Origin of the sequence: Miltoncostaea marina (assembly GCF_018141525.1) — a bacterium.
Taxonomy (GTDB): Bacteria; Actinomycetota; Thermoleophilia; order Miltoncostaeales; family Miltoncostaeaceae; genus Miltoncostaea; species Miltoncostaea marina.
Genome location: NZ_CP064655.1, coordinates 770,140 through 794,614, shown reverse-complemented (window position 1 = coordinate 794,614; position 24,475 = coordinate 770,140). Strand labels below are relative to the sequence as shown.

Here is a 24,475-nt window from a genome sequence, read left to right as displayed (position 1 = left end):
GGCGGTGCGGTTCGTGGGCGGCGGCGGCGCATGGCCGGGCGACGATATCCGCCCGCGCCGGCCCCCGTCACAGGTCGGTGAGGGGCTCCCCGGCGCCGGGGTAGGGCAGGCGCTTGGGCTTGGGGGGCTCGGGGCTGGCCTGGTCGGCGGCGCGGGCCAGCTCGGCGGCGCGGGCGTCGGCGGCGGCGAAGACCCGGTCCTCGGAGGCGCCGTCGAGCAGGGCGATGAACTGGTCGCGCTCGATGGTCTCGCGGCGCAGCAGGATCTGCGAGAGGCGCTCGAGCTCGAAGCGGTGCTCGGTGAGGATGTCGCGGGCCCGCTGGTGGGCCTCCTCGATGATGCGCCGGATCTCCGAGTCGATGGTGCGGGCCAGGTCATCGGAGTAGTCGGGCTCGGAGTGCATGTCGCGGCCGAGGAAGGGGGCGCCCTGGTTGTGGCCGAGCACCCGCGGGCCGAGCTTGTCGGACATGCCGAAGCGCATCGTCATCTGCTTGGCGGTGGCGGTCACCTTCTCCAGGTCGTTGGCCGCCCCGGTGGTGATCTCGGAGAAGACAGCTCCTCGGCGGCCCGCCCGCCGAGGGTCATCGCCATCTGGTCCTCGAGCTGGGCGCGGGTGGTCAGGAAGGTGTCCTCGGCCGGCATCGAGATGGTGTAGCCGAGGGCCTGGCCGCGGCTGACCACGCTGATCTTGTGGACCGGGTCGGCCTCGGGCAGGAAGTGGCCGACCAGGGCGTGGCCCATCTCGTGGTAGGCGGTCACCACCCGCTCCTTCTCCGAGAGCAGGCGCGACTTCTTCTCGGGGCCGGCGATCACGCGCATGATCCCCTCCTCGAGCTCGGCCTGGTCGATCACCCGCCGGCCCTTTCGGGCCGCAAGCAGCGCCGCCTCGTTGACCAGGTTGGCCAGGTCGGCGCCGGTGAAGCCGGGGGTCTGGCCGGCCAGGGCCATCAGGTCGATGTCCTTGGCGATCGGCTTGCCCTTGGTGTGGACGCGCAGGATCTTGGCCCGCCCCTCGCGGTCGGGGCGGTCGACCACGATCTGGCGGTCGAAGCGGCCGGGGCGCAGCAGGGCCGGGTCGAGGATGTCGGGCCGGTTGGTGGCCGCGATCAGGATGATGTTGTCCTTGGCCTCGAAGCCGTCCATCTCGACCAGCAGCTGGTTGAGGGTCTGCTCGCGCTCGTCGTGGCCACCGCCCAGGCCCGCCCCGCGGTGGCGGCCGACGGCGTCGATCTCGTCCATGAAGATGATGCAGGGGCTCGACTGCTTGGCCTGCTCGAACAGGTCGCGCACCCTGGATGCGCCCACGCCGACGAACATCTCGACGAAGTCGCTCCCCGAGATCGAGAAGAAGGGCACCCCGGCCTCGCCGGCCACCGCCCGGGCCAGGAGGGTCTTGCCGGTGCCGGGCGGGCCGAACAGCAGCACCCCCTTGGGGATGCGGGCCCCCAGCGCCTGGAACTTCTTGGGGTTCTCGAGGAACTCCTTGATCTCGTGCAGCTCCTCGACCGCCTCGTCGGCGCCGGCCACGTCGGCGAAGGTGATCTTGGGGGCGTCGGCCGACATCCGCTTGGCGCGCGACTTGCCGAAGCTCATCACCTTGGAGCCGCCGCCCTGCATGCGGTTCATCAGGTAGATCCAGAAGCCGATGAACAGGATGAAGGGCGCCAGCCAGATCAGGCTCGACCACCAGGGCGACTGGGAGATGCCCTTGACCTGGAAGGGCACCTTGTTGGCCTCGAGCTGGTTGACCAGGTTCTCCGAGTAGTCCTCGGGGTAGCCGGTGGTGAAGGTGCGCTCGTCCTTCAGGGTGACGTCCACCTCCTTGGACTCCACCTTGATCGTCGCCCGCTCGACCTCGCCCTGGCCGATCATGGTGACGAACTGGTCGAAGGTGGGCGCCGGGGTGGACGGCTCCGAGGAGACCACCAGCCGCTGGGCCACGAACACCAGCAGGATCACGATCAGGATCGGGAACGCCGCGCTCTTGAGGAACTTGCTCACCGTGCTCCTGACGACCCTCGGGACGGGCGTCGACCGGCCCGGGTGCGATGACCGCGACGACGGATCGTGCCTCCGCGCCGAGGATAGCAGCGGTCCGGCGGGCCCCCTACAGCCGCAGGGCGGCGATGTACGGCAGCGTGCGGTGCCGCTCCTGGTGGTCCAGCCCGTAGCCGATCACGAACACGTCCGGCAGGTCGAAGCCGACGTAGCGGGTGCGCATGCTGAGCCGCCGGTGGCCCGGTTTGGTGAGCAGGCTGCAGATCTCGAGCGACGCCGGGTCGCGCGAGGCGAGGTTCTTCATCAGGTAGGAGAGCGTCAGCCCCGAGTCGATGACGTCCTCCACCACCAGCACGTGGCGGCCGGCGATCGGGGTGTCGAGGTCCTTCAGGATCCGCACGACGCCGGATGAGTGGGTCGAGGAGCCGTACGACGAGACGGCCATGAAGTCGAGCTCGCACGGCACCTCCAGGCGCCGCACGAGGTCGGCGATGAAGAAGACCGCGCCCTTCAGCACGCCGATCACGAGCAGCTCGCGGCCCGCGTAGTCGGCGGAGATCTGCGCCGCCAGCTCGGACACGCGCCGCTGCAGCTCCTCCTCGCCGATGAGGACGTCGCCGATCTCCGCCGCTGCCTCCGTGCTCATGCCCGCTCCATCTCGAGGACCAGTGCCGGGCCGGCGCGCACGACGAGGTCGTCCGCCGCGCGGTGGCCGGCCACCCATACGACGCGGTCGCCGCTGGCGACCACGGGGACGCCCGCGCGCAGCCGCGCCGGCACGCCGCGCGCGGCGAGCAGCCGGCCGACGGCCTGGTGCCCGCCGCCCGGGAGGGGCAGGCGGTCGCCGTCGCGGGGCGCGCGCACCCGCAGGTGCTCGGCACCGGCGCCGCCCGCGAGCTCCGGGCGCACCGCGACGCGCTCCGGCGAGGGGGGCAGCCCCTCGCCCGGGCGGGCGCGCAGCGTCGCGCCGCCGAAGCGCGCGACGCCCGGCACGCCCAGCCGGGCCGGCGCGGGCGCCGGCCCGGGCGGCCCGCTCACCACCAGCGCGCCGCGCTCCACGAGCGCGCGCCCGCCGCCCGGCAGGCCGGCGGCCGCCCCGCCGCCCGCGGCGAGCGCGAGCACGCGCTCCACCGCCGCGGCGCCGAGCGCGTCGCCGCCGAGCCCCGCCGCGGCGATCAGGCGCCGGGCCAGCAGCCGCCGCATGGCAGGCCGCTCCGTGCGGAGCGCGGCCACCGCCAGCCCGTCCCCCGCCGGCGCGGCCGCCCGCGCCCACGCGGCGTCCACGAGTGGCTCCAGCAGCTCGGCCTCGTCGCGCAGCGTCGCCGCGAGGGCGGCGACGTGCCGCTCGGCCGCCGGGTGCACCTCGCGCAGCGCGGGCAGCAGGCCGCCCCGCACCCGCGCCCGCGCGTACGCGGGGTCCTCGTTGGAGGGGTCGCGCACGACGTCCAGGCCGCGCTCGGCGCACCACGCGCGCGTCTCCTCGCCCGACACGGCCAGCAGCGGCCGCACCAGGTCGCCCGCCCGGGGCGCCATCCCCAGGGCCCCGGTTCGCCCGGTGCCGCGCGCCATCCGGAAGAGCACCGTCTCGGCCTGGTCGCTCGCGGTGTGCCCGGTCGCGATGCGCTCGTAGCCCCACTCCGCCGCGGTCGCCCGCGCCGCCGCCAGCCGCGCCTCGCGCGCCCGCTCCTGCACCGCCGGCCCCGGCGCCAGGCCCGGCGCCGCGACGTGCGCCCGCAAGCCGAGGCCCTCCGCCGCCGCGGCCACCGCGGCCGCCTCCTCCGCCGACGCCTCGCGCAGCCCGTGGTCGACGCTCAGCACCCCGACCGGCCCGTCGTGGACCTCGGCCAGCAGGTGCATCAGGCAGGTGGAGTCGGCGCCGCCCGAGACCATCGCGAGCACCGGCCGCCCCGGCGGCAGGAGGCCGTGACGTCGGCAATGGTCGGCGACCCGGGCCGCGAGGGAGCTCGGCACGGGCGGATTATCGCCTGCCCGCCCACGCGACGTCGGCAGGCGGTCGGCGGGCGCCCGGGCGGCCGGTCCCGCGAGGCCCCCGGAGGGCGCCTCGATGGGGGACGGTCCAAGTGGACCTCGACCGCTCGCGCGATCGGACCCTTCCCGCCGACGGGCCGCCCGAGGGCACGCCGGTGGCAGAGATGTCCAAGTGGACCCCGAGCCTCCGCCCACATGGACGGCCGGCGGCGGGAGCCGCCCGACCGGCCCTCCGGGGGCCGTGTCGATGGGACGGTCCAAGTGGACCTCGACCGCTCGCCCGATCGGCCGGACCCGCCCGACGGGCCGCCCGAGGGCCTCCGGTGGCAGGGATGTCCAAGTGGACCCCGAGCATCCGCCCAATTGAACCGCCCCCGCCGAGGGCCGTCCGGAGGCGGCGATGCCGGCGCGGGCCCCGAGCCTTCGCTCACGGGGATGGTCCAAGTGGACCTCGACCGCTCGGCCGATCGGACCCCTCCCCGCCGACGGGCCGTCCGCGGGCCTGCCGGCCGGGGCGGCGAGAGGTCCGAGTGGACCCCGGGCGCCCGCCCGATCGGCGCGTCCCCCGAGGCCGGCGACCGGGACGGGCCGTAGGCTGGACGGGCGGTGCCCGTCCACCTCACCACCTCGCCGGCGGAGCTGGCGGAGCTCGTCGTCTGCCCCGGCGACCCCGACCGGGCGGCGCTCGCGGCCCGCGAGCTGCTCGAGGGCGCGCGCGAGACGACGCGGGCGCGCGGGTTGCTCGGGTTCACGGGCCGCTGGCGGGGCGTGCCGGTGTCGATCCAGGCGACGGGGATGGGCGGCGCCAGCACGGCGATCGTGGTGACCGAGCTCGTCGAGCTGGGCGCGCGGGCGCTCGTGCGGGCGGGATCGTGCGGCGGCCTGCAGCCCGACCTGCCGGCCGGCGCGCTGGTGGTGGCGGACGCCGCGGTGGCCGACGACGGCGTGGGCCTGACGCTCGCCGGGACGACGTCGCCGCCGCCGGACGCGCCGCTGACGGACCGGCTGGTCGCGGCCGCGGTCGCCTCGGGACGGGCGTGGGCGCGGGGGCCGGTGGTCTCGACCGACCTCTTCCATGACCCGGCGGGCCCGCGGGCGCCCGGCTGGGCGGCGCGCGGGCTGCTGGCGGTCGAGATGGAGGCCGCCACGATCTTCGCGCTCGCCGGCCGCCACGGCGTGGCGGCCGGCTGCGTGCTCGGCGTGTCGAACGTGCTGGCCGGGGCGGAGGACGCGTGGATGGGCGCCCGGGCGTTGCGGGAGCTGGGGATGGCGGTGTGCGCCGCGGCCCTCGACGGGCTCACCGGGGCCGCGGGCGGGAACGGCGGGGGCGGCGCGGTCGCCCGCGGCGGCGCTCAGGAGCCGAGCTGATCCGCGTAGGAGTCGAGCTGCGCCCGGTCGATCGGGCCGACGTGGTTGGAGGCGACGCGCCCCTGCCGGTAGATCACCACGGTGACGGGCAGGCCGGGGACGTCGAAGTCGGCGGCGACGTCGCCGCGGCGGTCGATCCCCAGGTCGAAGCGGGCACCCACGCGGTCGGCGAAGCGCCGGCTGTCGTCGGGCCGGTCGTTGACGGCGAGGCCCACGACGTCGATCTCGGGGTGCTCGCGCGCGAACTCGGCGAGCGCGGGCATCTCCCTGCGGCACGGGTCGCACCACGAGGCCCAGAAGTTGAGGAGCACGGGGCGGCCGCGGCGCTCCGCCAGATCGAAGGCGCCCTCGCCGGTGAGCCGCGGCACCGAGAAGCGCGGCGCGGGGGCGCGCTCGGCCACCGGGCGCAGCCGCTGGTCGACCTCGCCGCCGAGCCCCGCGGTCTCCGAGCACCCGGCGGCCACGGCGGCCACGCCGACGAGCAGGGCCAGGACGAGCGCGCGGACCACGCGCCGACGATAGCAACGGGCACCGGTAGCCTCGCCCGGCGATGAGGGCGCTCTCCCGCATGGACCGGCGGCTCGGCACGGCGGTGCGCCGCGCAACGCACGCCCTGCCCGCCGGCCCGGGGGCGGCGCGGGCGGTGGCGGGCGCGATGAGCCCGGCGTTCCGCATCGTGGTGGCGGCCATGGTGGCGCGGGCGCCGACGCGGGGCGCGGGCATGGAGGCGCTGGCGGCGGGCGCGGGGCGAGCCTGGTCGCGCGGGCGCTGCGCGACCGCCTCGGCCGCCCGCGGCCCGGCGCCCGGACGGAGGGCGGCTTCCCCAGCCGCCACGCGGCCGCCTCGTGGCCATCGCGCTCGCCGCCGGCAGGGCCGACCGCGCGTGCGCCGGGCCCTCGCGGTCGCGGCCGCGGCCGGCCTGCTGGCGCGGGTCGCCGCGGCGGAGCACGAGCCGGCCGACATCGCCGCCGGTGCCCTCGTGGGCGTCGTCGCCGCGCTCGCGGTGGAGCGGCTCGTGGGCGAGCGGTTAGGTTAGGCGCCGCATGAGCCCGGCCCTCCCGCCCATCGACGGCCCGCGCGCCCGCGCCGTGACCGCGATCGGCCGGCTGGTGAGCGGGCTGCTCGTGACGCTTGGCCTGCTGGGCGTGCTGAAGACGAGCCTCGACGACCTCGGCTCGGACAGCGCCGAGGAGTTCCTGGTCTTCACGGTGCACCCGCTGACCGGGCTCGCCTGGCTCCTGCTCGGGCTCGTCGGGGTCGCGATGTGCGCGCGCACCGCCGGCTGCCGCGCCTACCTCGTCGGCGCGGGCGTCCTGCTGGCGCTGTGGGCGCTGCTCGCGGTGGCGATCGGCGACTCGGCCACCCAGCTCCTCACGCGGGACGGGGACGTCGTGGCGCTGCACCTGGCGCTCGCCGCCCTCTCGCTGCTCGCGGCGGCCGCCCCGTTCCCCCGGGCGCTGGCGACGGTGCTCGACCGCCCGGCGGACGCCGCCGCCGGCGAGGAGGCGGAGCCGCACTAGCGCGCGGCCGGCCCTACGAGGCGGCCATCCAGCGGTGCTCGGGCGCGAACCGGCTGACGCGGTCCTTGCCGGTGGCCTTCGAGTGGTAGAGCGCCTTGTCGGCCTGGTCGAGCAGCCGGGAGCCGTCGTCCTCCTCGCCGTGGTGGTACTCGGCCACGCCCGCCGAGACGGTGGCCACGGCGTGCTCGCCGCCGGCCACGAGCACCGCCACCGCCGCCACGGCGGCGCGGATGCGCTCGGCGGCCTCGAGCGCCTCCTCGGCCGGCCCGGGCACGAGCAGCGCGAACTCCTCCCCGCCGTAGCGGGCCGCGATGTCCGACGCGCGGCAGTTGGCCCGGATGCGCTCGCCCACCGCGCTCAGCAGGCGGTTGCCGGCGTCGTGGCCGTGGCGGTCGTTGAAGCCCTTGAAGTCGTCGATGTCGAGCAGCACGAGCGACAGCGGCGCGCCGTAGCGCTCGGCCCGGCGGCACTCGCGCGGCAGCGCGTCGGCGAAGAACGCGTAGTTGTGGACGCCCGTGAGGCGGTCGGTGATCGACTGGCTCGCGATGCGCCGGGCCTCGCGGGCCTGCGCGCGGTGGCGGGCGCCCACGGCGAGCCCGGTGGCCGCGAAGGCGGCGAGGCCGAGGCCCAGCGCGGTGCCGTCCACGCCGGGCCGCCCGGAGGCGACGGTCACGGTGAGGCCCGCGGCCGCGAGCGCGGCGGCCATGCCCTGCGCGCCGCCCAGCGGCAGCGCCAGCGCGAGCGGCAGCGAGAAGAGGGGCCAGGCCGACGTCGCGCCCGCCAGCACCAGCAGGGCCGGGACCAGGATCGCCGCGGCGAGGGCGATGCCGCGACGCCGGGCGTGCGCCCGGCGCTCGCGCGCCGCGTATCGATCGTGGACCGCGTCGGGGATCTGACGGCCTTCCGTGGAGGACGGCGGCGACCCTAATGGCGGGGTCGGACGGATCGCCGGCGGATAGACTCCCGCGGTGACCCCAGCGCCGTTCACGCCGCATCCGGCCATGCCCGGCCGCTCGTTGTTGACGATGCGGAACCACCCGCCGGACGCGATCCGGGCGGTGCTCGAGCTCGCGATGCGCCTGCGCGCGACGCGCGACGCCGGCTGGCCGCCGATGCTCGCCGGCCGGGTGGTCGCCCTCATCTTCGAGCGCCCGTCCACCCGCACGCGCGTCTCGTTCGCGAGCGGCATCGCCCGCCTCGGCGGCACCAGCATGGTGCTGTCGTCGTCGGACCTGCAGCTGGGCCGCGGCGAGACCGTCGAGGACACCGCCAAGGTGCTCGGCCGGATGGTCGACGCGGTCGTGCTGCGCACGGGGCCCCACGCCACCCTCGAGGAGCTCGACCGCCACGCCGGCGTGCCCGTCGTCAACGGCCTCACCTACGAGCACCACCCCTGCCAGGCGCTCGCCGACGCGCAGACCCTGCTCGAGCGCTTCGGCGACCTCGCCGGCCTGCCGGTGACCTACCTCGGCGACGGCAACAACGTGTGCGTGTCGCTGATGATCGTCGGCGCGCTGACCGGCATGCGGGTGACGGCGGCCTGCCCGCCGGGGTTCGCGCCCGACCCGGAGACCGTCGCCTGGGCCGACGCGGTCGCCCGCGAGCGCGGCGGCGCGGCCCGGGTGGTGGAGGACCCGCGCGAGGCCGTCGCCGGTGCGCGGGCGCTCTACACCGACACGTGGGTGTCGATGGGCGACGAGGGCTCGGAGGGGGAGCGGCGGGCCGTGTTCGCGCCGTACCGCATCGACGACGCCCTGATGGACGCGGCGGCGCCCGACGCGGTCGCCCTCCACTGCCTGCCGGCCCACGCCGGCGACGAGATCACGTACGAGGTCCTGCACGGACCGCGCTCGGCCGTCTGGGACCAGGCCGAGAACCGGATGCACGCCCAGGCGGCCCTGCTGGCGCACATCCTTCCCCCGCCCCGGTGAGGCCCGGCCCCGGGTGATCCCGCTCAAGGACGTCAACCCCACCCGGCGTCCGGCCTACCTGACGATCGCGCTGATCGTCATCGCGACACTCGTCTTCGCGTACCAGTCGGCGAAGCCCGACGACGGCTCGCTGGGGGGCCGCCAGGCGTTCATCTGCGAGTACGGCCTCATCGCCGAGCACGTGATCGACGGCCCCCAGCGCCCCGACGACGCCTGCCTGGCGCTGAACCAGCGGCAGGACCGCTGGACGGGCCTGGTCACCAGCCAGTTCCTGCACGCGGACGCCCTCCACCTGATCTTCAACATGCTGTTCCTGTGGGTCTTCGGCAACAACGTCGAGGATCGCCTGGGGCGGTTGCGCTTCGTGCCGTTCTTCCTCCTCTGCGGGGCGGCCGCCGGCCTCGCGCAGTCGGCCTCCGACCCGGGCTCGACGATCCCCCTGATCGGGGCGTCGGGCGCCATCTCGGGGGTGCTCGGCGCCTACCTCGTGCTGTGGCCGCGCGTGCGCATCTGGACGGTGGTGCTGCCGCTGGTCTTCCTGCCGTTCAAGCTGCCCGCCTGGATCTGGCTCGGGATCTACTTCGCGACCCAGTTCCTCTACCTGGGCGACGCCGCCACCTCGAACGGCGGCGGCGTGGCCTACCTCGCGCACATCGGCGGCTTCGTGGCCGGCGCGGTGCTGATCCGGCCCTTCCTGCTCGGCCGCGAGGAGCCGCCGCCGCCCGCGGCGCCGCTCTCCGTGCCGCGCTGGTGAGGCGGGCCGTGGGGCTGCTCCGCCGGGGCCCGCGCCGACCGGAGCCCGCGCGCTGGGTGCGCGTGGGTTTCGCCCGCCACCAGCCGGAGGCCGAGATGCTCGCCGGCCTGCTCGCCGAGCTGGACATCCCCGTGCTGGTGCGCCGCACGACGATGGACGTGCCGGACATGCTCGCCGGCGGACCGCGCGAGCTGCTCGTGCCCGCCGACCGCGAGCTCGAGGCCCGGGCGCTGCTCGACCCCTACGAGCCGATCGGCGACGCGCCCGCCTGAGAAGACGGGCGCGGGCCGGGCCGGTGCGCCATCATCGTCGGCGTGGGAGCGCGCGCGACATTCGGCGCCGGCCTGTCGCGGTCGGCGGACGCCCGGGCGGCGGCCGCCGAGGCGTGCGCGGCGGCGCGGGCCGGGCTGGGCCCCGGGGCGCCGACCCTCGTCGTGGTGTTCGCCTCGCCGGACCTCTGCGACGACGGCGACGCGCTGCTCGAGGCGGTCCACGGCGAGCTCGCCCCCGAGCACCTCATCGGCGGGATGGCCGAGGCCGTGGTCGCCGAGGGGCGCGAGGTGGAGGGCGGCAGCGGGCTGGCGGTGTGGGCGGCGCGCCTGCCCGGCATCGAGGTGATCCCCTTCCGGCTGGTCGCGCGCCCGCTCGGCGAGGGGCTCGGCGTGCTGGGCTGGCCGGACGCCGTCGCCGACGCGCCCGCCGGCAACATCGGCCCCGTCGTCATGCTGGCCGACCCGTTCACCTTCCCGGCGGACGGCCTGCTCGACGAGCTCAACCAGGAGCCCGGCGCCCCGGTGGTGGTGGGCGGCCTGGTCTCGGGCGCCCGGCGCCAGGGCGACCACCGGCTCTTCGCGGGCCGGGACGTGCTCGAGGAGGGCGCGGTGGCCGTGGCCCTGCGCGGGGCGCACCTGCGGACCGTCGTCAGCCAGGGCTGCCGGCCGGTGGGGCCGGAGATGACGGTGACCGCGGCCGAGGGCGCGGCAGTGCACGAGCTCGCCGGCCGGCCCGCGCTGCAGAAGCTGCAGGAGGTGATCGAGGCGCTCGAGCCGCGGGAGCGCGACCTCGCCCTCAACGGCCTGCTGACCGGCGTCGTCATCGACGAGAACCGGCCCGAGTACGAGCGCGGCGACTTCCTGGTGCGGCCCATCCACGGGGGCGACCGCGAGAGCGGCGCGCTGATGGTCGGCCAGGGCGTGCGCGTGGGCCAGACGATGCGCTTCCACGTGCGCGACGCGGACTCCGCCGACGAGGACCTGCGCCTGGCCCTGCGGCGCGCGCGGGCCGAGCTCGGCGACGCCGAGCCGGGCGGCGCCATCCTGTTCACGTGCAACGGCCGCGGCAGCAACATGTTCGCGGAGCCCGACCACGACGCGTCGGCGATCGCCGCGGAGCTGGGGCCCGTGCCCGTCGCCGGGCTGTTCTGCAACGGCGAGATCGGGCCCGTCGGCGGGCGCAGCTTCCTGCACGGCTTCACCGCCACGATGGTGCTGTTCGGCGTCGAGCCCGGGGATCACCCCGACGTGTAGTTCACACCGCCCTCCATGTGAATTGCGTGTCGATGTTTCTCCTCGTGTGACCGCGGTGCATACTCCGCCCGACATGTACAAATCGGTGGAGGTCACGTGGACGAAGCAGGGGACGGCGGGCGTCGCGGAAGCATCGGCAACGAGATCTTCGAGCAGGTCGAGCAGCTCATGAAGGACGAGGGCCTCAGCCGCACGAACGCGTTCCAGCGACTCTCCGAGCAGACGGGGCGGCGCGCCGGCACCGTCGCCGCCAACTACTACCGGGTGGCCCGCCAGCGCGGCGCCGCCCTGCAACCGCGCGCGCCGCGCGGGAGCCGCGGGCGCCGCGGCGCGGGCCGGGGGGCGACCCAGTCCGGCGACGCGTCGGCGGCCCTCGCCAAGGCGATGGACGCCCTGCAGGAGCTCGCGGGCGTGGTGCGCGCCCAGGAGAAGGAGCTCGCGACGCTGCGTTCGCAGTCGGAGCAGTTCGGCAAGTTGAAGAACCTGCTCGACAAGATGTGATTCACGCTACGGCCGCACGGGGTGCTTCTCGCCCCGTGCGGCCGTGAGCGCCTCCGCGACGCCATCGAGGCCGATGGGCCCGCGCAGCAGCTCGCGGGCGGGCGCCGGGTCGCGTGACAGGTGGCCGAGCGCCGCGCGGAACGCGTCGGGCGTGTGGTGGAACGACCCGCGGATCGTGATCTCCGAGTAGTGCAGCGGGCCGGTCGGCAGCTCGACGACCGAGCCGGCCGGGCAGCCGCCGTGCAGCACCACCTCGCCGCCCGGGCGCGCCAGGGCGACCGCCGCCTGCCAGGCCTGGGGGCGGCCGACGGCCTCGACCACCAGCCCCGCGCCGCGCCCGTCGCCGAGCGCCGCCCGCAGCGCCGCGACGCCGGCGGGATCGCGCGGCACCGCGTGCGCGCCCGCCGCGCCCATGCGCAGCGCGCGCTCGCGGCGGTCGGCGTGCGGGTCGGCCACGTGCACCGCCGCGCCCGCCGCGGCGAGCAGGCGCGTCAGCAGCTGGCCCTGCACGCCGCCGCCGAGCACGAGCACCTGCCGCCCCTCGACGGCCCCGCACCGCGCGGCCGTGTGCACGGCGCAGGCGAACGGCTCGGCCATCGCCGCCACCTCCGGCGGCATGCCGGCCGGGATCGGGTGCACGTTGCGCTCGACGATCGGCGCCGGCACCCGCAGGCGGTCGGCGAAGGCGCCGGTCAGGAACACGATCCCGGCGCACAGGTTGGGCCGCCCGGCGGCGCAGTCCGGGCAGCGCCCGCAGCCGGCCGAGTTGCCCACGATCACGCGGTCGCCCTCGCGCAGCCCGCGCACGCCCACGCCCACCTCGGCGACCGCGCCGGCCACCTCGTGCCCGAGCGGCGCCGGCAGCGGCCCGAGCGCGGGGTGGGCCCCCGCGGCGAGCATCTTCGCGTCGGTCGCGCAGGTCAGCGCGGCCTCCACGGCCACGACGACCTCGCCGGGCCCGGGGCGCGGGTCGGGGACCTCCTCCAGGCGCAGGTCCCCCGCGCCGTGCAGCATCAGTGTTCGCATGCCCTCCACCCGACGCTACACCCACTAGGCTGCGCCGCGGCGTCCCCACCGGAGGTTTCCACGCCCTACCCAGAGCACCTGCGCACGCTCGTCGAGGAGTACCTCCAGGGCCTCGACTTCGCGGCCACCGACCCCCTCGAGCGCGAGGAGATGGCGGGCACCGAGGGGCTCGTCAAGGCCATGCGCCACTCCCTGCTGGCCGGGGGCAAGCGGATCCGCCCCGTGCTGGCGCTCGCCACCTGCGAGGCGCTGGGCGAGCCCGCCGAGCGGCTGCTGCCGGCGGCCGCCGCGCTCGAGCTCGTCCACACCTACTCGCTGATCCACGACGACCTGCCGGCGATGGACGACGACGACCTGCGCCGCGGGCGGCCGACCTGCCACAAGCTGTTCGGCGAGGACACCGCGATCCTGGCCGGCGACGCGCTCTTCGCCGAGGCCGTCCGGCTGGTGGCCGAGCGCCAGGACGGCGGGCCGGCGGCGCAGGTGGGGATCCTGCTCGAGCTGAGCCGCGCCACCGGGGTCGGCGGCATGGTGGGCGGCCAGTTCCTCGACCTGCAGGACGCGGGCGCCGCCTCCGGCACGGCGCTGCGCCGGGTGCACGCGCTGAAGACCGGCCGCCTGATGGCCTGCGCGGTCCACTGCGCCCTCGTCCTGGCGCGGCCCGGGCCGGCCGTCGACGCCGCGCTGCGCACGTTCGCCCGCGAGCTGGGGCTGCTGTTCCAGATCGTCGACGACATCCTCGACGTCGAGGGCTCCGAGGAGCGCCTCGGCAAGGCCGTGGGCGGCGACGCCAAGCGCGGCAAGGTGACGTACGTGAGCGCGTACGGCCTGGCCGGGGCGCGGCGGCTGGCCGCCGAGACCCACGAGCGCACGCTCCGGGCCCTCGGCGCCCTGCCGGGACCGGCCGACGACCTGGTGGGCATCGCCGACCTCACCTTCGCGCGCCAGCACTAGGGGTCGGCCCCGCGGCCGCCTGCGGGTTCCCCGCAGCCGTCCCGCCCGGCCGTCCACCCCCCGACCATCCGAACGGCCGATGACCGGCCGGGCGCCCGGGGCGGATCCTGGTGCGACCGAGGTCCCGGGGGACGAGCCCCCGGCGGCCACCAGGGATGGAGATGTCGCGATGAGGTCGGAGAGGACGAGGCGCGCCGCGCGGCGCGCCGCACTGCTGTGCTGCGCGGGCGCCGCGATGGCGGCGGGGGCCGCCGCGCCCCCCGCGCTGGCGGACGACGCGGCGGACGCCCGCGCCTCGATGGCGGACGCCGTCGAGGCCGCCGTGCCGGTCCCCCAGGCCACGGCGCGGCCGCTGCCGCGGCCGTCGGGCGGACGACTGAGGGCGGTCACGGCGAGCGCCGTGTTCGGCGACGCCCTCGGCGACAGCCTGCTCGCGCCTGACCTGACGACGATGATGCCGTTCACGAGCGACGACGGCCGCTACACGGTGGCGATCGGGCTGGACACGAACGCGCTCGTCGAGGGCGACGCCGTCACCACGTTCGTCAACGCGGACGGGAACCCGGCGACGGGCTCGCCCACGTTCGACGGCGCCGACGTCGCCGTCTCGATCATCGGCCAGACCGGCACCGACGCCGTCGGCGCGACGCGCTGGAGCGGCGTCGACTGGCAGCCCGTCTCGTCAGGCTCCCTGATCGGCCTCCCCTCGGGCGCCACCGACGTCGTCTGGTCGATGGCGGCGGGCGAGCTCGGCGTCCTCCCCGGGACGCCGACGACCCTGCACTTCGGGTCGATCTACCAGGGCTACTACGACGACTACTTCGACTTCGCCCCCGAGCCGGGGCTCGCGCCGTTCGCCTTCACCGCCGGCGCGGCCGCGCCGCCCGCCGCGGCGCCGGTCGCCGCGCCGCCGGCGGCGGGCCCCGCGCCGGCGGCGGCGGGGACGGGGGCGGTCCGGCCCCCGGCGGCGCAGCCGCTGGTGGTGCGCAGCTTCGCCCTCACCCGGCGCGGCGGCGCGATCCGGGCGCGCATCGGCTGGGCGCGCGGCGCGGGCCGGGTGGTGTGGACGCTGCGGCTGCGGGCGCGCGCCGACGGGCGCACCGCCACCCGCACCGTCCGCGGCGCCGGCGCCGCCGGCACGCGGGTCGTGACGCGCACCGTGCGCGTGCCCCGGGCCTGGGCCGGCGCGAGGGTCACGGCCACGCTGACCGTCCGCGACGCGTCCCGCACGCTCACCCGCTCGCGCAGCCTGCGCGCCTGAGCGCCGCGGTGGGCCGGCTCGCCGCCACCGCGCTCGCCCTCGCCGCCCTCGCGGGGGCGGGGGCGACGCCCGCCCCGGCCGCGACGCCGCCGCCCGCCGGCCCCGTGTCGTGGGTGGTCGGGCTGGAGGCCGGCGCGCCGGCGGCGGCCGTCGCGCACGAGCTGCGGGCGGCCGGCGCCCGGGTGGAGCGCATCCGCCCGCTCGGCGCCCTCGTCGTGGCAGGCGGCGACCGCGCCGCGGTCGCCGCCGCCCTGGAGGACGCCGGCGGGGTGGACTACGTGGAGCGCCGCCTGGAGCGGCGCCTGCACGGCGAGCCGGCCCAGGCGATCGACCCGGCCACGGGCCGCGCCTTCGACTGGGCCTTCGACGCCGTGAACGCCGCCGGCGGCCTGTCCGCGGTGGGCGGCGGCGCGCCGGACGTGCCCGTCGCCGTGGTCGACTCGGGCGTGGACGCCGGCCACCCCGACCTGGCCGGCCGGGTGCGTCCGGGCCGCGACGTGCTCGGGGCCGGCTCGGTCGAGGACCTCGTCGGCCACGGCACCTTCGTCGCCGCGCTGATCGCCGCCGCCGACGGCAACGGCGCAGGAGGACGCGGCGTGGCCGGCGCCACGCCGGTCGTGCCGGTGCGCGTGTCGACGGGCCCGGGCGTGACGAGCGCCGACCTGGCGGCCGGCATCGTGGCGGCCGTCGACCTGGGCGCCCGGGTGGTGAACGTGAGCATCGGCGGCCCCCGGCTGTCGCAGGTGGAGCGCGACGCGCTGGACTACGCCGCGGGCCGCGACGTGCTGGTGGTCGCCTCGGCCGGCAACGGCGCGCTCGACGGCAACGCGCCCGAGTACCCGGCGGCCGCCCTCGGCGGGCACGAGGGCGGCTGGAGCAGCGGGCTGAGCGTGGCCGCCACGGACCCGCTCGGCAGGCCGGCGCCCTTCTCCACGCACGGCCCCACGGTGTCGGTGGCCGCCCCGGGCGCCGGCGCGGGGCCGTGCACGGAGGGCGTCTACTCCGCCATCCCCGCGACCGCCGCGCTGTGGGCCGGCGGGCCGTGCGACCGGACGTTCGAGGGGCCGCTCCACGGGCGCGGCCGCTACGCCTACGGCGAGGGCACGAGCTTCTCGGCGCCGCTCGTCGCCGGGGCCGCGGCGCTGGTGCGCCAGGCGGAGCCGGGGCTGCGCGCCGACCAGGTCGCCCACGTCATCCGCCGCTCCGCGCGGCCGGCGGCCGGCGGCGGCTGGGACGAGCGCACCGGCGCCGGGGTGCTCGACGTGACGGCCGCGGTGGAGCTCGCGCGGCGCTACGACCTCACGGCGCCCGCGCTGCGGTTCACGGCCGAGGAGTCGCCCGGCGCCGTCCGGGTGCGGGCGGCGGCCGACGACGCCTCGGCACCCGGCCGCGAGACCGCCGGCGGCGTGGCGCTGGAGGTGGGTTGGTCGCGCGACGGCGCCGCCTTCGCGGCGCTCCCGACGGGCGGCGCGGCGCCCCTCGACGGCCGCTACGAGGCGAGCCCGGCGCAGCCGCTCTGGTTCCGTGCGACGGCCTGCGACGCGAACCGCAACTGCGCCACCCGCACCGCGGGCCCGTTCACCGGCGCGGGCCCGCCCACCGCCGCGCCACCCGCCCCGCGGCCGGCCCGGCCCCGCGCGCGCCTGCTCGCCGTGGGGGCGACCGCCTGCGGGCCCCGGCGCGCGCCGTGCCTGCGCGTGGCCTGGCGCGCCGGGCGGGCCGGCGAGGGCCGCCTGCGGTACCGCGTCGAGGCCCGCCGGGCGGGCGCCCGGGCGGTGGTCGCGCGCGCCGGCGGGTGGGCGGCCGCGGGCCGGCGCCGGGTCACGGCGCTGCGGCCGCGGCGGGCCCTGCCGTGCGGGCGGGTGGTGGTGCGGCTGACGGTCCGCGGCCCCGCCGGCGTCGCGGTCGCGACGCGCCGGGCGGTCGTGCGGCGGGCCTGCGGCGCGCCGCCCCGGGGCGCCCGCGCGCGGATCCACACACCGCACAGTTACTGAACAGTCGCCCTGTGCGAGGCGGCCGCGACGTGGGATACAGTCGAACGGTTCGGCCACGCGCGCACTAGGAGCGTCACGGTGCCCAATCGTCCACGCGCACTCGAGATCGGTATGGCGACGTACCTGATCAAGAAGCGCCTCATCAAGCGCGAGGCCCGCTTCCCCGTGACGTTGATGCTCGAGCCGCTCGAGATCTGCAACCTGGCCTGCCACGGGTGCGGGCGCATCCGCGAGTACGAGCACGTCTTCGACAAGCGCATGCCGGTCGAGGAGTGCCTGCGGGTGGCCGAGGAGGCCGGCGCGCCGATCGTGAACATCCCCGGCGGCGAGCCGATGATCCACAAGCAGATCGACGAGATCGTCAACGGCATCACCGCGCAGGGCCGCTTCGTCTACATGTGCACCAACGGGCTGCTCATGAACCGGGCGTTCGGCCGCATCCCGCCGAGCACCAGGTTCGCCTTCGTGGTGCACCTGGACGGCATGCGCGAGGTGCACGACCGCGCGGTCGACCGCGACGGCGTGTTCGACAAGGCGACCGGCTACATGCGCGAGGCCATCGAGCTGGGCTACCGCGTGTGCACCAACACCACGATCTACCGCGGCGTCCCCGCCGAGGAGTACGTGGAGCTGTTCGCCTTCCTCAAGGAGATGGGCGTCGAGGGCTGCATCACCGCGCCGGGCTTCGACTACGAGTCGGTCACCCACGACCGCGAGCAGTTCCTCGCCAAGCGGGAGTCGCAGGAGCTCTACTCGCGCGTGCACGAGCTCTGCGACGACATGGACATCCCCTTCTACAACAACCCGCTCTTCCACGAGTTCCTGCAGGGCAAGCGCGACTACCGCTGCACGGCGTGGGCGATGCCGACGTACACCGTCGAGGGCTGGCGCAGCCCCTGCTACCTGCTGGCCGACAAGCACGTGGGCAGCCTCAAGGAGCTGTACGAGGAGACGGACTGGGACGCGTACGGCACGGACCGCGACCCGCGCTGCGCGAACTGCCTGATGCACTGCGGCTACGAGGCGAGCACGATCCTCGACGCGTTCTCGAAGCCCCGCGACCTGGTGACGCTGGCCAGGGCGTGATCGCGGTGGTCTGCGCCGTCCCCGCGGAACGGCGGGCCCTCGCGGGCCTCGCCGGGCCGGACCTCTCCCTGCACCTCTCCGGGATGGGCGCCGCGGCCGCCGGCCGCGCGGCGGCCGCCCTGCCCGGGGGCCTGCGGGCGATCCTGTCGGCCGGGTTCTGCGGCGCGCTCGACCCGACCCTGCGCGTGGGCGACCTCGTCGCCGGCGAGGAGGTGCTCGACGAGGCCTCCGGCGAGCGCTTCCCCGCCGACGGGCGGCTGCTGGCGGCGGCCCCCGGGCGGCGCGGCACGATCGTCAGCGCCCGGCGGCTCGCGCGCACGCCGCGGGACCGGGCCCGCCTGGACGGGCTGGCCGTCGACATGGAGAGCGCGGCGATCGCGCGCGAGGCCGCCGGGCGGGGGACGCCGTTCCTCGCCTTGCGGGCGGTGACCGACGAGACCCGCCACCGGCTGCCCGACATGGACCGCGTGGTCGACGCCGCGGGGCGGCTCACCCCTGGCGCCGGGCTGGTGCACTTCGCCCTGCACCCGCGCGAGATCCCGGCGCTCGTGCGCCTGGGCCCGGCGGCGCGCACCGCCGGCGGCTCACTGCGGGCGGGCGTGGAGCGGCTGGTCGAGGCGCTGTGATGAGCCGGCTGGCGCTCGTGACCGGGGCCACCGGGTTCGTCGGCGGCCACGTCGCCGCGCACCTGCTGGGCGAGGGCTGGCGCGTGCGTGCGCTCGTGCGACCCGAGAGCGTGGCGTCGGGGCGCCTGCCGGCCGGCTGCGAGCCGGCGGTCGGCGACCTGCTCGACCCGGCCGCCGTCCGCGCGGCGGCCGGCGGCGTGGACGCCGTCTTCCACGTCGCGGCCCGCTACTCGCTGGCGCGCTCGCGGGCGGCCGAGGTGGCGCGGACCAACGTCGAGGGCACCGCCAACGTGCTGCGGGCCGCGCGGGAGGAGGGCGTGCCGCTCGTGCACACCTCGTCGGTGGCGACGATCGGCCTGCCGGCCGACGGCACGCCGGGCGACGAGGAGACCCCGCTCGACCCGGCCATCGTGATCGGCGCCTACAAGCGCTCGAAGGTCGCCTCGGAGCGGCTGGCGCTGGAGGCGGCCGCCGAGGGTCAGCACGTGGTGGTCGTCAACCCGACCGCCCCGGTGGGCCCCGGCGACCACGTCCCCACGCCCACCGGCCGCATCGTCACCGACGCTCTGGCCGGCCGCATGCCCGCCTACGTCGACACGGGGCTCAACCTGGTCGACGTGCGCGACGTGGCCGCCGGCCACCTGCTCGCCCTCGAGCGCGGGCGCAGCGGCCGGCGCTACATCCTCGGCAACGAGAACATGACCCTCCGCGAGATCCTGCACCTGCTCGCGGCGCTCGCCGGCCGACGTCCGCCGCGCGTGCGCATCCCCCACGCGCTGGCCGTCGCCGTGGCCGCGGCGGACGAGCTGGTGGAGGGCCGGATCATGGGACGCGAGCCCCTCGCGCCGCTCGACGGCGCGCTCATGTCGCGCAAGCGCATGTTCGTCGACCCCTCGCGCGCCGTGCGCGAGCTCGGCGCGCCGCGCTCGCCGGTGCGGGACGCGCTCGCGGACGCGATCGCGTGGTTCAGGACGCGGGAGGTGGCGGCGTGACGACCCGGGCGGCACACGACCCCGGCGCGCGGGAGGCCGCGCGCGACGCGCTGCGGCGCGGCGTGGAGCGCCTGCGCTCCCAGCAGCACGACGCCGGGTACTGGTGGGCCGAGCTCGAGTCCAACGCGACCATCACCGCCGAGCACACGATGATGCTGCACGCGCTGGGGCTCGCCACCGACGACCTGCGCCGGCGCCTGGCCAACGAGCTGCTGGCCACGCAGGGGGAGGACGGCGCCTGGCGCGTCTGGCACGAGGGCCCGGCCGACCTCTCCACCACCGTGGAGGCCTACTACGCCCTGCGGCTGTGCGGCGTGCCGGCCGACGACCCGCGCATGGCGCGCGCGCGGGAGGTCGCCCGGGCGCTCGGCGGCGTCAACCGGGCGCGCTTCTTCACCAAGCTCTGGCTGGCCGTGATGGGCCGCTACCCCTGGGACCGCATCCCGGTGCTGCCGCCCGAGATGATCCTGCTGCCGCCCCGCGCGCCGCTGTCGCCCTACCGCTTCGCCTGCTGGGCGCGCGGCACGTTCGTGGCCCTGATGGTGGTGCTGTCGCGTCGCCCCACGTACCCACAGGCCGTCGGCCTGGACGAGCTCTTCCTCGAGGAGCCCGGCGCCGGGCCGATGCCGGGGCCGCGCACGCCCGGGCGCTGGACGCCGATCCTGACCCGCCTGATGGGCCTCGCCGCCGCCTACAACCGCCGGCCCGTCCGGCCGCTGCGCCGCCTCGCCGAGCGGCGCATCGCGCGCTGGATCTGTGAGCGCCAGGAGGCGGACGGCTCCTGGGGCGGCATCCAGCCGCCGTGGATCTACTCGATCTTCGCCCTGCACGCGCTGGGGTACCCGCTGGACCACCCGGTCATCGCGCGCGCCCTGCACGGCTTCGACGACACCTTCTCGCTGCACCCCGACGACGGCGAGCGGCTGCGCATCCAGGCGTGCCTGTCGCCGATCTGGGACACCGCGCTCGCCGCGGTGGCGCTCGAGGACGCCGGCGTCGCGCAGGACGACCCGGCCCTGCGGGCCGCCTGCGACTGGCTGCTCTCGAAGGAGGTCACCCGCATCGGCGACTGGCGCGCCATCCCGCGGCGCGGGCGGGCCGGCGGCTGGTCGTTCGAGTTCGAGAACGAGTGGTACCCCGACACCGACGACACGGCCGAGGTGCTGATCGCGCTGCGCCGCTCGGGGCTGCCCGCCTCCCACCCGGCCGTGCGGCGCGGCGTCGACTGGCTGCTGGCGATGCAGAGCCGCAACGGCGGCTGGGGCGCGTTCGACGTCGACAACGACCACGCGATCATGCGCCAGCTGCCGCTGTGCGACTTCGGCGAGGTCATCGATCCGCCCACCGAGGACGTCACCGCGCACGTGGTCGAGGCGCTCGTGCACTGCGGCGTGCCGCGCTCGCACCCGGCGGTGCGCCGCGGCGTGGCGTTCCTCTGGCGCTCGCAGCGGCCCGACGGCTCCTGGTGGGGGCGCTGGGGGGTCAACCACCTCTACGGCACCGGCGCCGTGCTGCCCGCCCTCGCGGCGGCCGGCGAGGACATGAGCTGCCCGGCGGTGCGGCGCGCCGTGGCGTTCCTCGCCGGGCACCAGAACGACGACGGCGGCTGGGGCGAGCGCATCGAGAGCTACGCCGACCCCGACTGGATCGCGCGCGGCCCCTCGACGGCCTCGCAGACCGCCTGGGCGCTGCTCGCGCTGCACGCCGCCGAGCCGGACCACCCCGCCGTCGACCGCGGCCTGGCGTTCCTCGCCGAGACCCAGAACGACGACGGCTCCTGGGACGAGGAGCACTTCACCGGCACCGGCTTCCCGTCCGACTTCATGATCCGGTACCACCTCTACCGGCAGGTCTTCCCGGTCAGCGCGCTGGGGCGGCTGGCCGGGTGAGCGCCGTCCGCCCGCAGGCGGCCCGGCACCCCGGGCGGGAGGCCGTGCGCGCGCACGACGAGAACTTCCCGGTCGCCTTCCTGCTCGCGCCGCGCGACGTGCGCGACGACATGGCGACGGTCTACGCGTTCTGCCGCGCCACGGACGACCTCGGCGACGAGGGCCCGGACGGCCCGGGGGAGCGGCTGGTCGCGCTCGACCGCTGGGAGGACGAGCTGCGCCGCGCCGCCGGCGGCGGCGCGGCGGGCCCGCTGGCCCGCGCGGTCGCGGACGTCATCGAGCGGCGGGGGCTGGCGCTCGACCCCTTCACCCGCCTGATCGAGGCCAACCGCATGGATCAGCGCCGCTCGCGCTGGGACACCCACGAGGAGCTGCTCGACTACTGCCGCCACTCGGCGACCCCGGTCGGCGAGATGGTGCTCGGGGTGCTCGGCTACCGCGACCGTTGGCGGGTGGCGATGAGCGACCACACCTGCGTCGGGCTGCAGCTGGTCAACTTCTGGCAGGACATCGCCCGCGACCTGCGCGAGCGCGACCGCGTCTACCTGCCCCGGGCGGCGATGGCGGCCTTCGGCGTGACCGAGGACGACCTGCGCCGCGCCGCCGCGACGCCGGCGGTGCGGGCGCTGGTGGCGAGCGAGGTCGAGCGCGCGCGCGGCCACCTGCGGGCCGGCGCGGGCCTGCACCGCCTGGTGCCGGCGCGCGTGTCGCTCGACATCCGGATGTTCACCGCCGGCGGCCTCGCCCTGTGCGACGCGATCGCCCGGCAGGGCTTCGACACGCTGCGCGGCCGCCCGGCGCCCGGCCGGCTGGGGCGCGCGCGCATCGCGGCCGGCGCGGCGCGGCGCGCGCTGCGCGGGGCATGACGCTCGAGGAGGCCTACGGCCACTGCCGGGCGGTCGCCCGCTCCGAGGCGCGCAACTTCTACTACGGCTTCATCCTGCTGCCGCCGGAGCGGCGGGCGGGGATCTACGCCGCGTACGCGTTCAGCCGGCGGGCCGACGACAGCGTCGACGACGGCCGCGACCCGGGCGCACGGCGCGCGGCCGTCGACGCCATGCGCGGGCAGCTCGACGCCTGCGTGGCGGGGACGCCGCCGCCCGACGACCCGGTGCTCGTGGCGCTCGCCGACACCATCCGCCGCTTCGCCATCCCGCGCCGCCACCTCGACGCGCTGCTCGACGGCGTCGAGATGGACCTGACGGTCACGAGCTACCCCGACTGGGCCGCCCTGCGCGGCTACTGCGACCGCGTGGCGGGCGCGGTGGGGCTGGTGAGCCTCCACGTCTTCGGCTTCGACGACCCCCGCGCGCCCGCCCACGCCGAGGAGCTCGGGGTGGGCCTGCAGGTGGTCAACATCATGCGCGACGTGGCCGAGGACGCCGCGCGCGGGCGCGTCTACCTGCCGGCCGACGAGATGCGGGCCCACGGCGTGGACGCCGGGCAGCTGGCCCGGGGGGTCGTGACGCCGGGCTTCCGCGCCCTGATGGCCGCCCAGGCGGCGCGCGCGCACGAGCACATCGCAGGCGGCGAGCGCCTGCTGCCGCTGCTCGACCGGCGCGCCCGCATGTGCGTGGCGATGCTCTCCGGGCTCTACCGCGAGATCCTGCGCGAGATCGAGGCCCGCCAGTACGACGTCTTCGGCCCCCGGGTCGCGCTGTCGCCGGCGCGCAAGGCGACCCTGCTGGCGCGCAGGAGCGCCCGCGCGCTGACGTGAGCGCCCGCCCGCGCATCGTCGTGTGCGGCGGCGGGCTGGCGGGCGTCGCCGCCGCCTGCGAGGCCGCGCTGCGCGGCGCCGAGGTGACCCTGGTCGAGCGCCGGCCCTTCCTCGGCGGGCGCGCGTTCAGCTTCACCGACCCCGCCAGCGGGCGCGAAGTGGACAACGGCCAGCACGTCTACCTGGGCTGCTGCCCGGCGTACATCGGGCTGCTGCGGCTGCTCGGCACGCTCGGCAGGACGACCCTGCAGCCCCGCCTGCGCGCGCCGGTGCGCGACCGCGACGGCCGGCGCGGCGTGCTCGCCGCCGCCCCGCTGCCGCCGCCGCTGCACCTGGGCGCCTCGTTCGCCGCCTACCCGCACCTGTCGGCGCGCGAGAAGGCCGCCGCGCTGCGCGCGCTCGCCGTGCTCACCGCCCTGCCGCCGGGGCCGACCGACCGCCTCGACGAGCGCACCTTCGCCGACTGGCTGCGCGACCACGGCCAGGGCGAGCGCGCCATCGCCCGCTTCTGGGACCTCATCGTGCTGCCGACCTGCAACGACCGCAGCGACCGGGTCTCGGCGGCGCTCGCCGCCTTCGTCTTCCAGCGCGGCGTGCTGCGCTCGACCCGCGGCTCGGCGATCGGCTGGTCGCGCGTCGGCCTCACCCGCCTGGTCGACCCCGCCGCACGGGCGTTCCTCGAGGCCCGCGGCGGGCGCGTGCTGACCGGGCGCGCCGTGGAGCGCGCCGACGGCGACGGCGTCGCCCTGCGCGACGGCGAGCGCCTGCCGGCCGACGGCGTCGTGCTGGCGCTGCCCCCGGAGCGGGCCCGCGCGGCCGCGCCGGAGGCGCTCCCCGCCGACCCCGCTCTCGGCGCCTCGCCGATCGTCAACGTGCACCTCTGGTACGACCGCCCGGTCATGGACGAGCCGTTCACCGCCGTCGTCGACGGCCCCGCCCAGTGGATCTTCAACCGCAGCGCGATGGGCGCCGTCGCCCGCGAGGGCGAGCACCACGTGGCCGTCTCCATGTCCGGCGCCCGGCGGGAGGTCGGCGTGCCGCGCGAGCGCCTCGCCGCCGAGCTGCGCGCCGAGCTCGACCACGTGCTGCCGGCCAGCCGGCGGGCGGAGCTGGTGGCGAGCGCCGTGGTCAAGGAGCCGCGCGCCACCTTCGCGCAGGGGCCCGGCCAGGCCGCCCGCCGGCCCGGCACCGCGACGGCGCTCGCCCGCGTCGCCCTGGCCGGCGCGTGGACCGCCACCGGCTGGCCGGCGACGATGGAGGGCGCGGTGCGCAGCGGCATCCTGGCGGCGCGCCACCTGGTGGCTGCCCCCGCCATGTGACGGATGTTACGGTCGCCCGGTCCG

23 protein-coding genes and 1 pseudogene are annotated in these 24,475 nt (G+C 77.2%); 18 read left to right on the top strand and 6 right to left on the bottom strand.

The features are described from left to right. Window positions 1-67: 67 nt before the first annotated feature. From ftsH to tilS, 3 genes and pseudogenes are all read right to left on the bottom strand, one after another. Window positions 68-1,926 (bottom strand): annotated as a pseudogene (gene ftsH, locus ITJ85_RS03895) (ATP-dependent zinc metalloprotease FtsH). Between the two features lie 181 nt (window positions 1,927-2,107). Next, window positions 2,108-2,644, bottom strand: coding sequence for a hypoxanthine phosphoribosyltransferase (hpt, locus tag ITJ85_RS03890; protein WP_217915048.1), 537 nt, complete (start codon window positions 2,642-2,644; stop codon window positions 2,108-2,110). Continuing rightward, a complete protein-coding gene (tilS, locus tag ITJ85_RS03885; protein ID WP_217915047.1) occupies window positions 2,641-3,969 on the bottom strand; it encodes a tRNA lysidine(34) synthetase TilS in 1,329 nt (442 codons plus the stop codon). The genes hpt and tilS overlap by 4 nt, the downstream gene beginning before the upstream one ends. A 624-nt stretch (window positions 3,970-4,593) precedes the next feature. Here tilS and ITJ85_RS03880 point away from each other — a divergent pair. Further along, window positions 4,594-5,355 carry a phosphorylase family protein gene (locus tag ITJ85_RS03880; RefSeq protein ID WP_217915046.1) on the top strand — a complete coding sequence of 254 codons (762 nt, stop codon included), beginning with the start codon at window positions 4,594-4,596 and terminating at the stop codon, window positions 5,353-5,355. Here ITJ85_RS03880 and ITJ85_RS03875 read toward each other — a convergent pair. Then, window positions 5,340-5,864, bottom strand: coding sequence for a TlpA family protein disulfide reductase (locus ITJ85_RS03875; protein WP_217915045.1), 525 nt, complete (start codon window positions 5,862-5,864; stop codon window positions 5,340-5,342). The genes ITJ85_RS03880 and ITJ85_RS03875 overlap by 16 nt on opposite strands. A gap of 41 nt (window positions 5,865-5,905) precedes the next feature. On the opposite strand from ITJ85_RS03875, the gene ITJ85_RS03870 reads away from it, so the two are divergent. Both ITJ85_RS03870 and ITJ85_RS03865 read left to right on the top strand, forming a co-directional pair. Then, window positions 5,906-6,391, top strand: a complete 486-nt coding sequence (locus tag ITJ85_RS03870; protein ID WP_217915044.1) for a hypothetical protein — start codon at window positions 5,906-5,908, stop codon at window positions 6,389-6,391. 7 nt (window positions 6,392-6,398) lie between these two features. Further along, the gene (locus tag ITJ85_RS03865) at window positions 6,399-6,875 is read left to right on the top strand and encodes a DUF4383 domain-containing protein (RefSeq protein WP_217915043.1); all 477 of its coding nucleotides are present in this window, start codon (window positions 6,399-6,401) and stop codon (window positions 6,873-6,875) included. A 13-nt stretch (window positions 6,876-6,888) separates the two neighbouring features. Here the strand turns inward: ITJ85_RS03865 and ITJ85_RS03860 are convergent, their stop codons facing one another. Next, on the bottom strand, window positions 6,889-7,863 hold the full coding sequence (locus ITJ85_RS03860; RefSeq protein ID WP_217915042.1) for a GGDEF domain-containing protein: 975 nt from the start codon (window positions 7,861-7,863) through the stop codon (window positions 6,889-6,891). Here ITJ85_RS03860 and argF point away from each other — a divergent pair. From argF to ITJ85_RS03835, 5 genes are all read left to right on the top strand, one after another. Further along, window positions 7,844-8,806, top strand: coding sequence for an ornithine carbamoyltransferase (gene argF / locus ITJ85_RS03855; protein ID WP_217915041.1), 963 nt, complete (start codon window positions 7,844-7,846; stop codon window positions 8,804-8,806). The genes ITJ85_RS03860 and argF overlap by 20 nt on opposite strands. A gap of 13 nt (window positions 8,807-8,819) precedes the next feature. Next, the gene (locus ITJ85_RS03850; protein WP_217915040.1) at window positions 8,820-9,560 is read left to right on the top strand and encodes a rhomboid family intramembrane serine protease; all 741 of its coding nucleotides are present in this window, start codon (window positions 8,820-8,822) and stop codon (window positions 9,558-9,560) included. Window positions 9,561-9,622: 62 nt separating this feature from the next. Further along, window positions 9,623-9,832 carry a putative signal transducing protein gene (locus ITJ85_RS03845; protein ID WP_217915039.1) on the top strand — a complete coding sequence of 70 codons (210 nt, stop codon included), beginning with the start codon at window positions 9,623-9,625 and terminating at the stop codon, window positions 9,830-9,832. Window positions 9,833-9,874: 42 nt separating this feature from the next. After that, window positions 9,875-11,086, top strand: a complete 1,212-nt coding sequence (locus ITJ85_RS03840) for an FIST signal transduction protein (protein WP_217915038.1) — start codon at window positions 9,875-9,877, stop codon at window positions 11,084-11,086. A 96-nt stretch (window positions 11,087-11,182) separates the two neighbouring features. Continuing rightward, window positions 11,183-11,587, top strand: coding sequence for a hypothetical protein (locus tag ITJ85_RS03835; RefSeq protein WP_217915037.1), 405 nt, complete (start codon window positions 11,183-11,185; stop codon window positions 11,585-11,587). Window positions 11,588-11,593: 6 nt separating this feature from the next. On the opposite strand, the gene ITJ85_RS03830 is transcribed toward ITJ85_RS03835, so the two are convergent. Next, entirely contained in the window at window positions 11,594-12,613 is a 1,020-nt protein-coding gene (locus ITJ85_RS03830) for a zinc-dependent alcohol dehydrogenase (protein WP_217915036.1), read from the bottom strand. Here ITJ85_RS03830 and ITJ85_RS03825 point away from each other — a divergent pair. The 10 genes from ITJ85_RS03825 (at window position 12,593) to hpnE (ending at window position 24,451) form a co-directional block, all read left to right on the top strand. Continuing rightward, entirely contained in the window at window positions 12,593-13,567 is a 975-nt protein-coding gene (locus ITJ85_RS03825; RefSeq protein ID WP_217915035.1) for a polyprenyl synthetase family protein, read from the top strand. The genes ITJ85_RS03830 and ITJ85_RS03825 overlap by 21 nt on opposite strands. Before the next feature lie 169 nt (window positions 13,568-13,736). Next, complete coding sequence (locus ITJ85_RS03820) at window positions 13,737-14,828, top strand: hypothetical protein (RefSeq protein WP_217915034.1); 1,092 nt, start codon at window positions 13,737-13,739, stop codon at window positions 14,826-14,828. 8 nt (window positions 14,829-14,836) lie between these two features. Beyond that, the gene (locus ITJ85_RS03815) at window positions 14,837-16,822 is read left to right on the top strand and encodes a S8 family peptidase (protein ID WP_217915033.1); all 1,986 of its coding nucleotides are present in this window, start codon (window positions 14,837-14,839) and stop codon (window positions 16,820-16,822) included. Window positions 16,823-16,900: 78 nt separating this feature from the next. Next, window positions 16,901-17,908 carry an adenosyl-hopene transferase HpnH gene (gene hpnH, locus ITJ85_RS03810; RefSeq protein ID WP_217915032.1) on the top strand — a complete coding sequence of 336 codons (1,008 nt, stop codon included), beginning with the start codon at window positions 16,901-16,903 and terminating at the stop codon, window positions 17,906-17,908. Further along, window positions 17,905-18,534: a phosphorylase family protein gene (locus tag ITJ85_RS03805; RefSeq protein WP_217915031.1), complete on the top strand. Its 630-nt coding sequence runs from the start codon at window positions 17,905-17,907 to the stop codon at window positions 18,532-18,534. The genes hpnH and ITJ85_RS03805 overlap by 4 nt, the downstream gene beginning before the upstream one ends. Beyond that, complete coding sequence (gene hpnA, locus ITJ85_RS03800) at window positions 18,534-19,526, top strand: hopanoid-associated sugar epimerase (protein WP_217915030.1); 993 nt, start codon at window positions 18,534-18,536, stop codon at window positions 19,524-19,526. Before ITJ85_RS03805 ends, hpnA begins: the two co-directional genes overlap by 1 nt. Then, on the top strand, window positions 19,523-21,415 hold the full coding sequence (gene shc / locus ITJ85_RS03795) for a squalene--hopene cyclase (RefSeq protein ID WP_217915029.1): 1,893 nt from the start codon (window positions 19,523-19,525) through the stop codon (window positions 21,413-21,415). Before hpnA ends, shc begins: the two co-directional genes overlap by 4 nt. Beyond that, window positions 21,412-22,281 carry a squalene synthase HpnC gene (gene hpnC, locus ITJ85_RS03790; RefSeq protein ID WP_217915028.1) on the top strand — a complete coding sequence of 290 codons (870 nt, stop codon included), beginning with the start codon at window positions 21,412-21,414 and terminating at the stop codon, window positions 22,279-22,281. Before shc ends, hpnC begins: the two co-directional genes overlap by 4 nt. Further along, window positions 22,278-23,132: a presqualene diphosphate synthase HpnD gene (hpnD, locus tag ITJ85_RS03785; RefSeq protein ID WP_217915027.1), complete on the top strand. Its 855-nt coding sequence runs from the start codon at window positions 22,278-22,280 to the stop codon at window positions 23,130-23,132. Before hpnC ends, hpnD begins: the two co-directional genes overlap by 4 nt. Then, window positions 23,129-24,451 carry a hydroxysqualene dehydroxylase HpnE gene (hpnE, locus tag ITJ85_RS03780; protein ID WP_217915026.1) on the top strand — a complete coding sequence of 441 codons (1,323 nt, stop codon included), beginning with the start codon at window positions 23,129-23,131 and terminating at the stop codon, window positions 24,449-24,451. Before hpnD ends, hpnE begins: the two co-directional genes overlap by 4 nt. The last annotated feature ends 24 nt before the right edge of the window (window positions 24,452-24,475 follow it).

Bases quoted from the DNA above. Each gene is read 5' to 3' on its own strand.
- hpt (WP_217915048.1), bottom strand. From the start codon at position 2,644: ATGAGCACGGAGGCAGCGGCGGAGATCGGCGACGTCCTCATCGGCGAG.
- ITJ85_RS03870 (WP_217915044.1), top strand. From the start codon at position 5,906: ATGAGGGCGCTCTCCCGCATGGACCGGCGGCTCGGCACGGCGGTGCGC.
- ITJ85_RS03865 (WP_217915043.1), top strand. From the start codon at position 6,399: ATGAGCCCGGCCCTCCCGCCCATCGACGGCCCGCGCGCCCGCGCCGTG.
- ITJ85_RS03830 (WP_217915036.1), bottom strand. From the start codon at position 12,613: ATGCGAACACTGATGCTGCACGGCGCGGGGGACCTGCGCCTGGAGGAG.
- ITJ85_RS03820 (WP_217915034.1), top strand. From the start codon at position 13,737: ATGAGGTCGGAGAGGACGAGGCGCGCCGCGCGGCGCGCCGCACTGCTG.
- hpnA (WP_217915030.1), top strand. From the start codon at position 18,534: ATGAGCCGGCTGGCGCTCGTGACCGGGGCCACCGGGTTCGTCGGCGGC.
- hpnD (WP_217915027.1), top strand. From the start codon at position 22,278: ATGACGCTCGAGGAGGCCTACGGCCACTGCCGGGCGGTCGCCCGCTCC.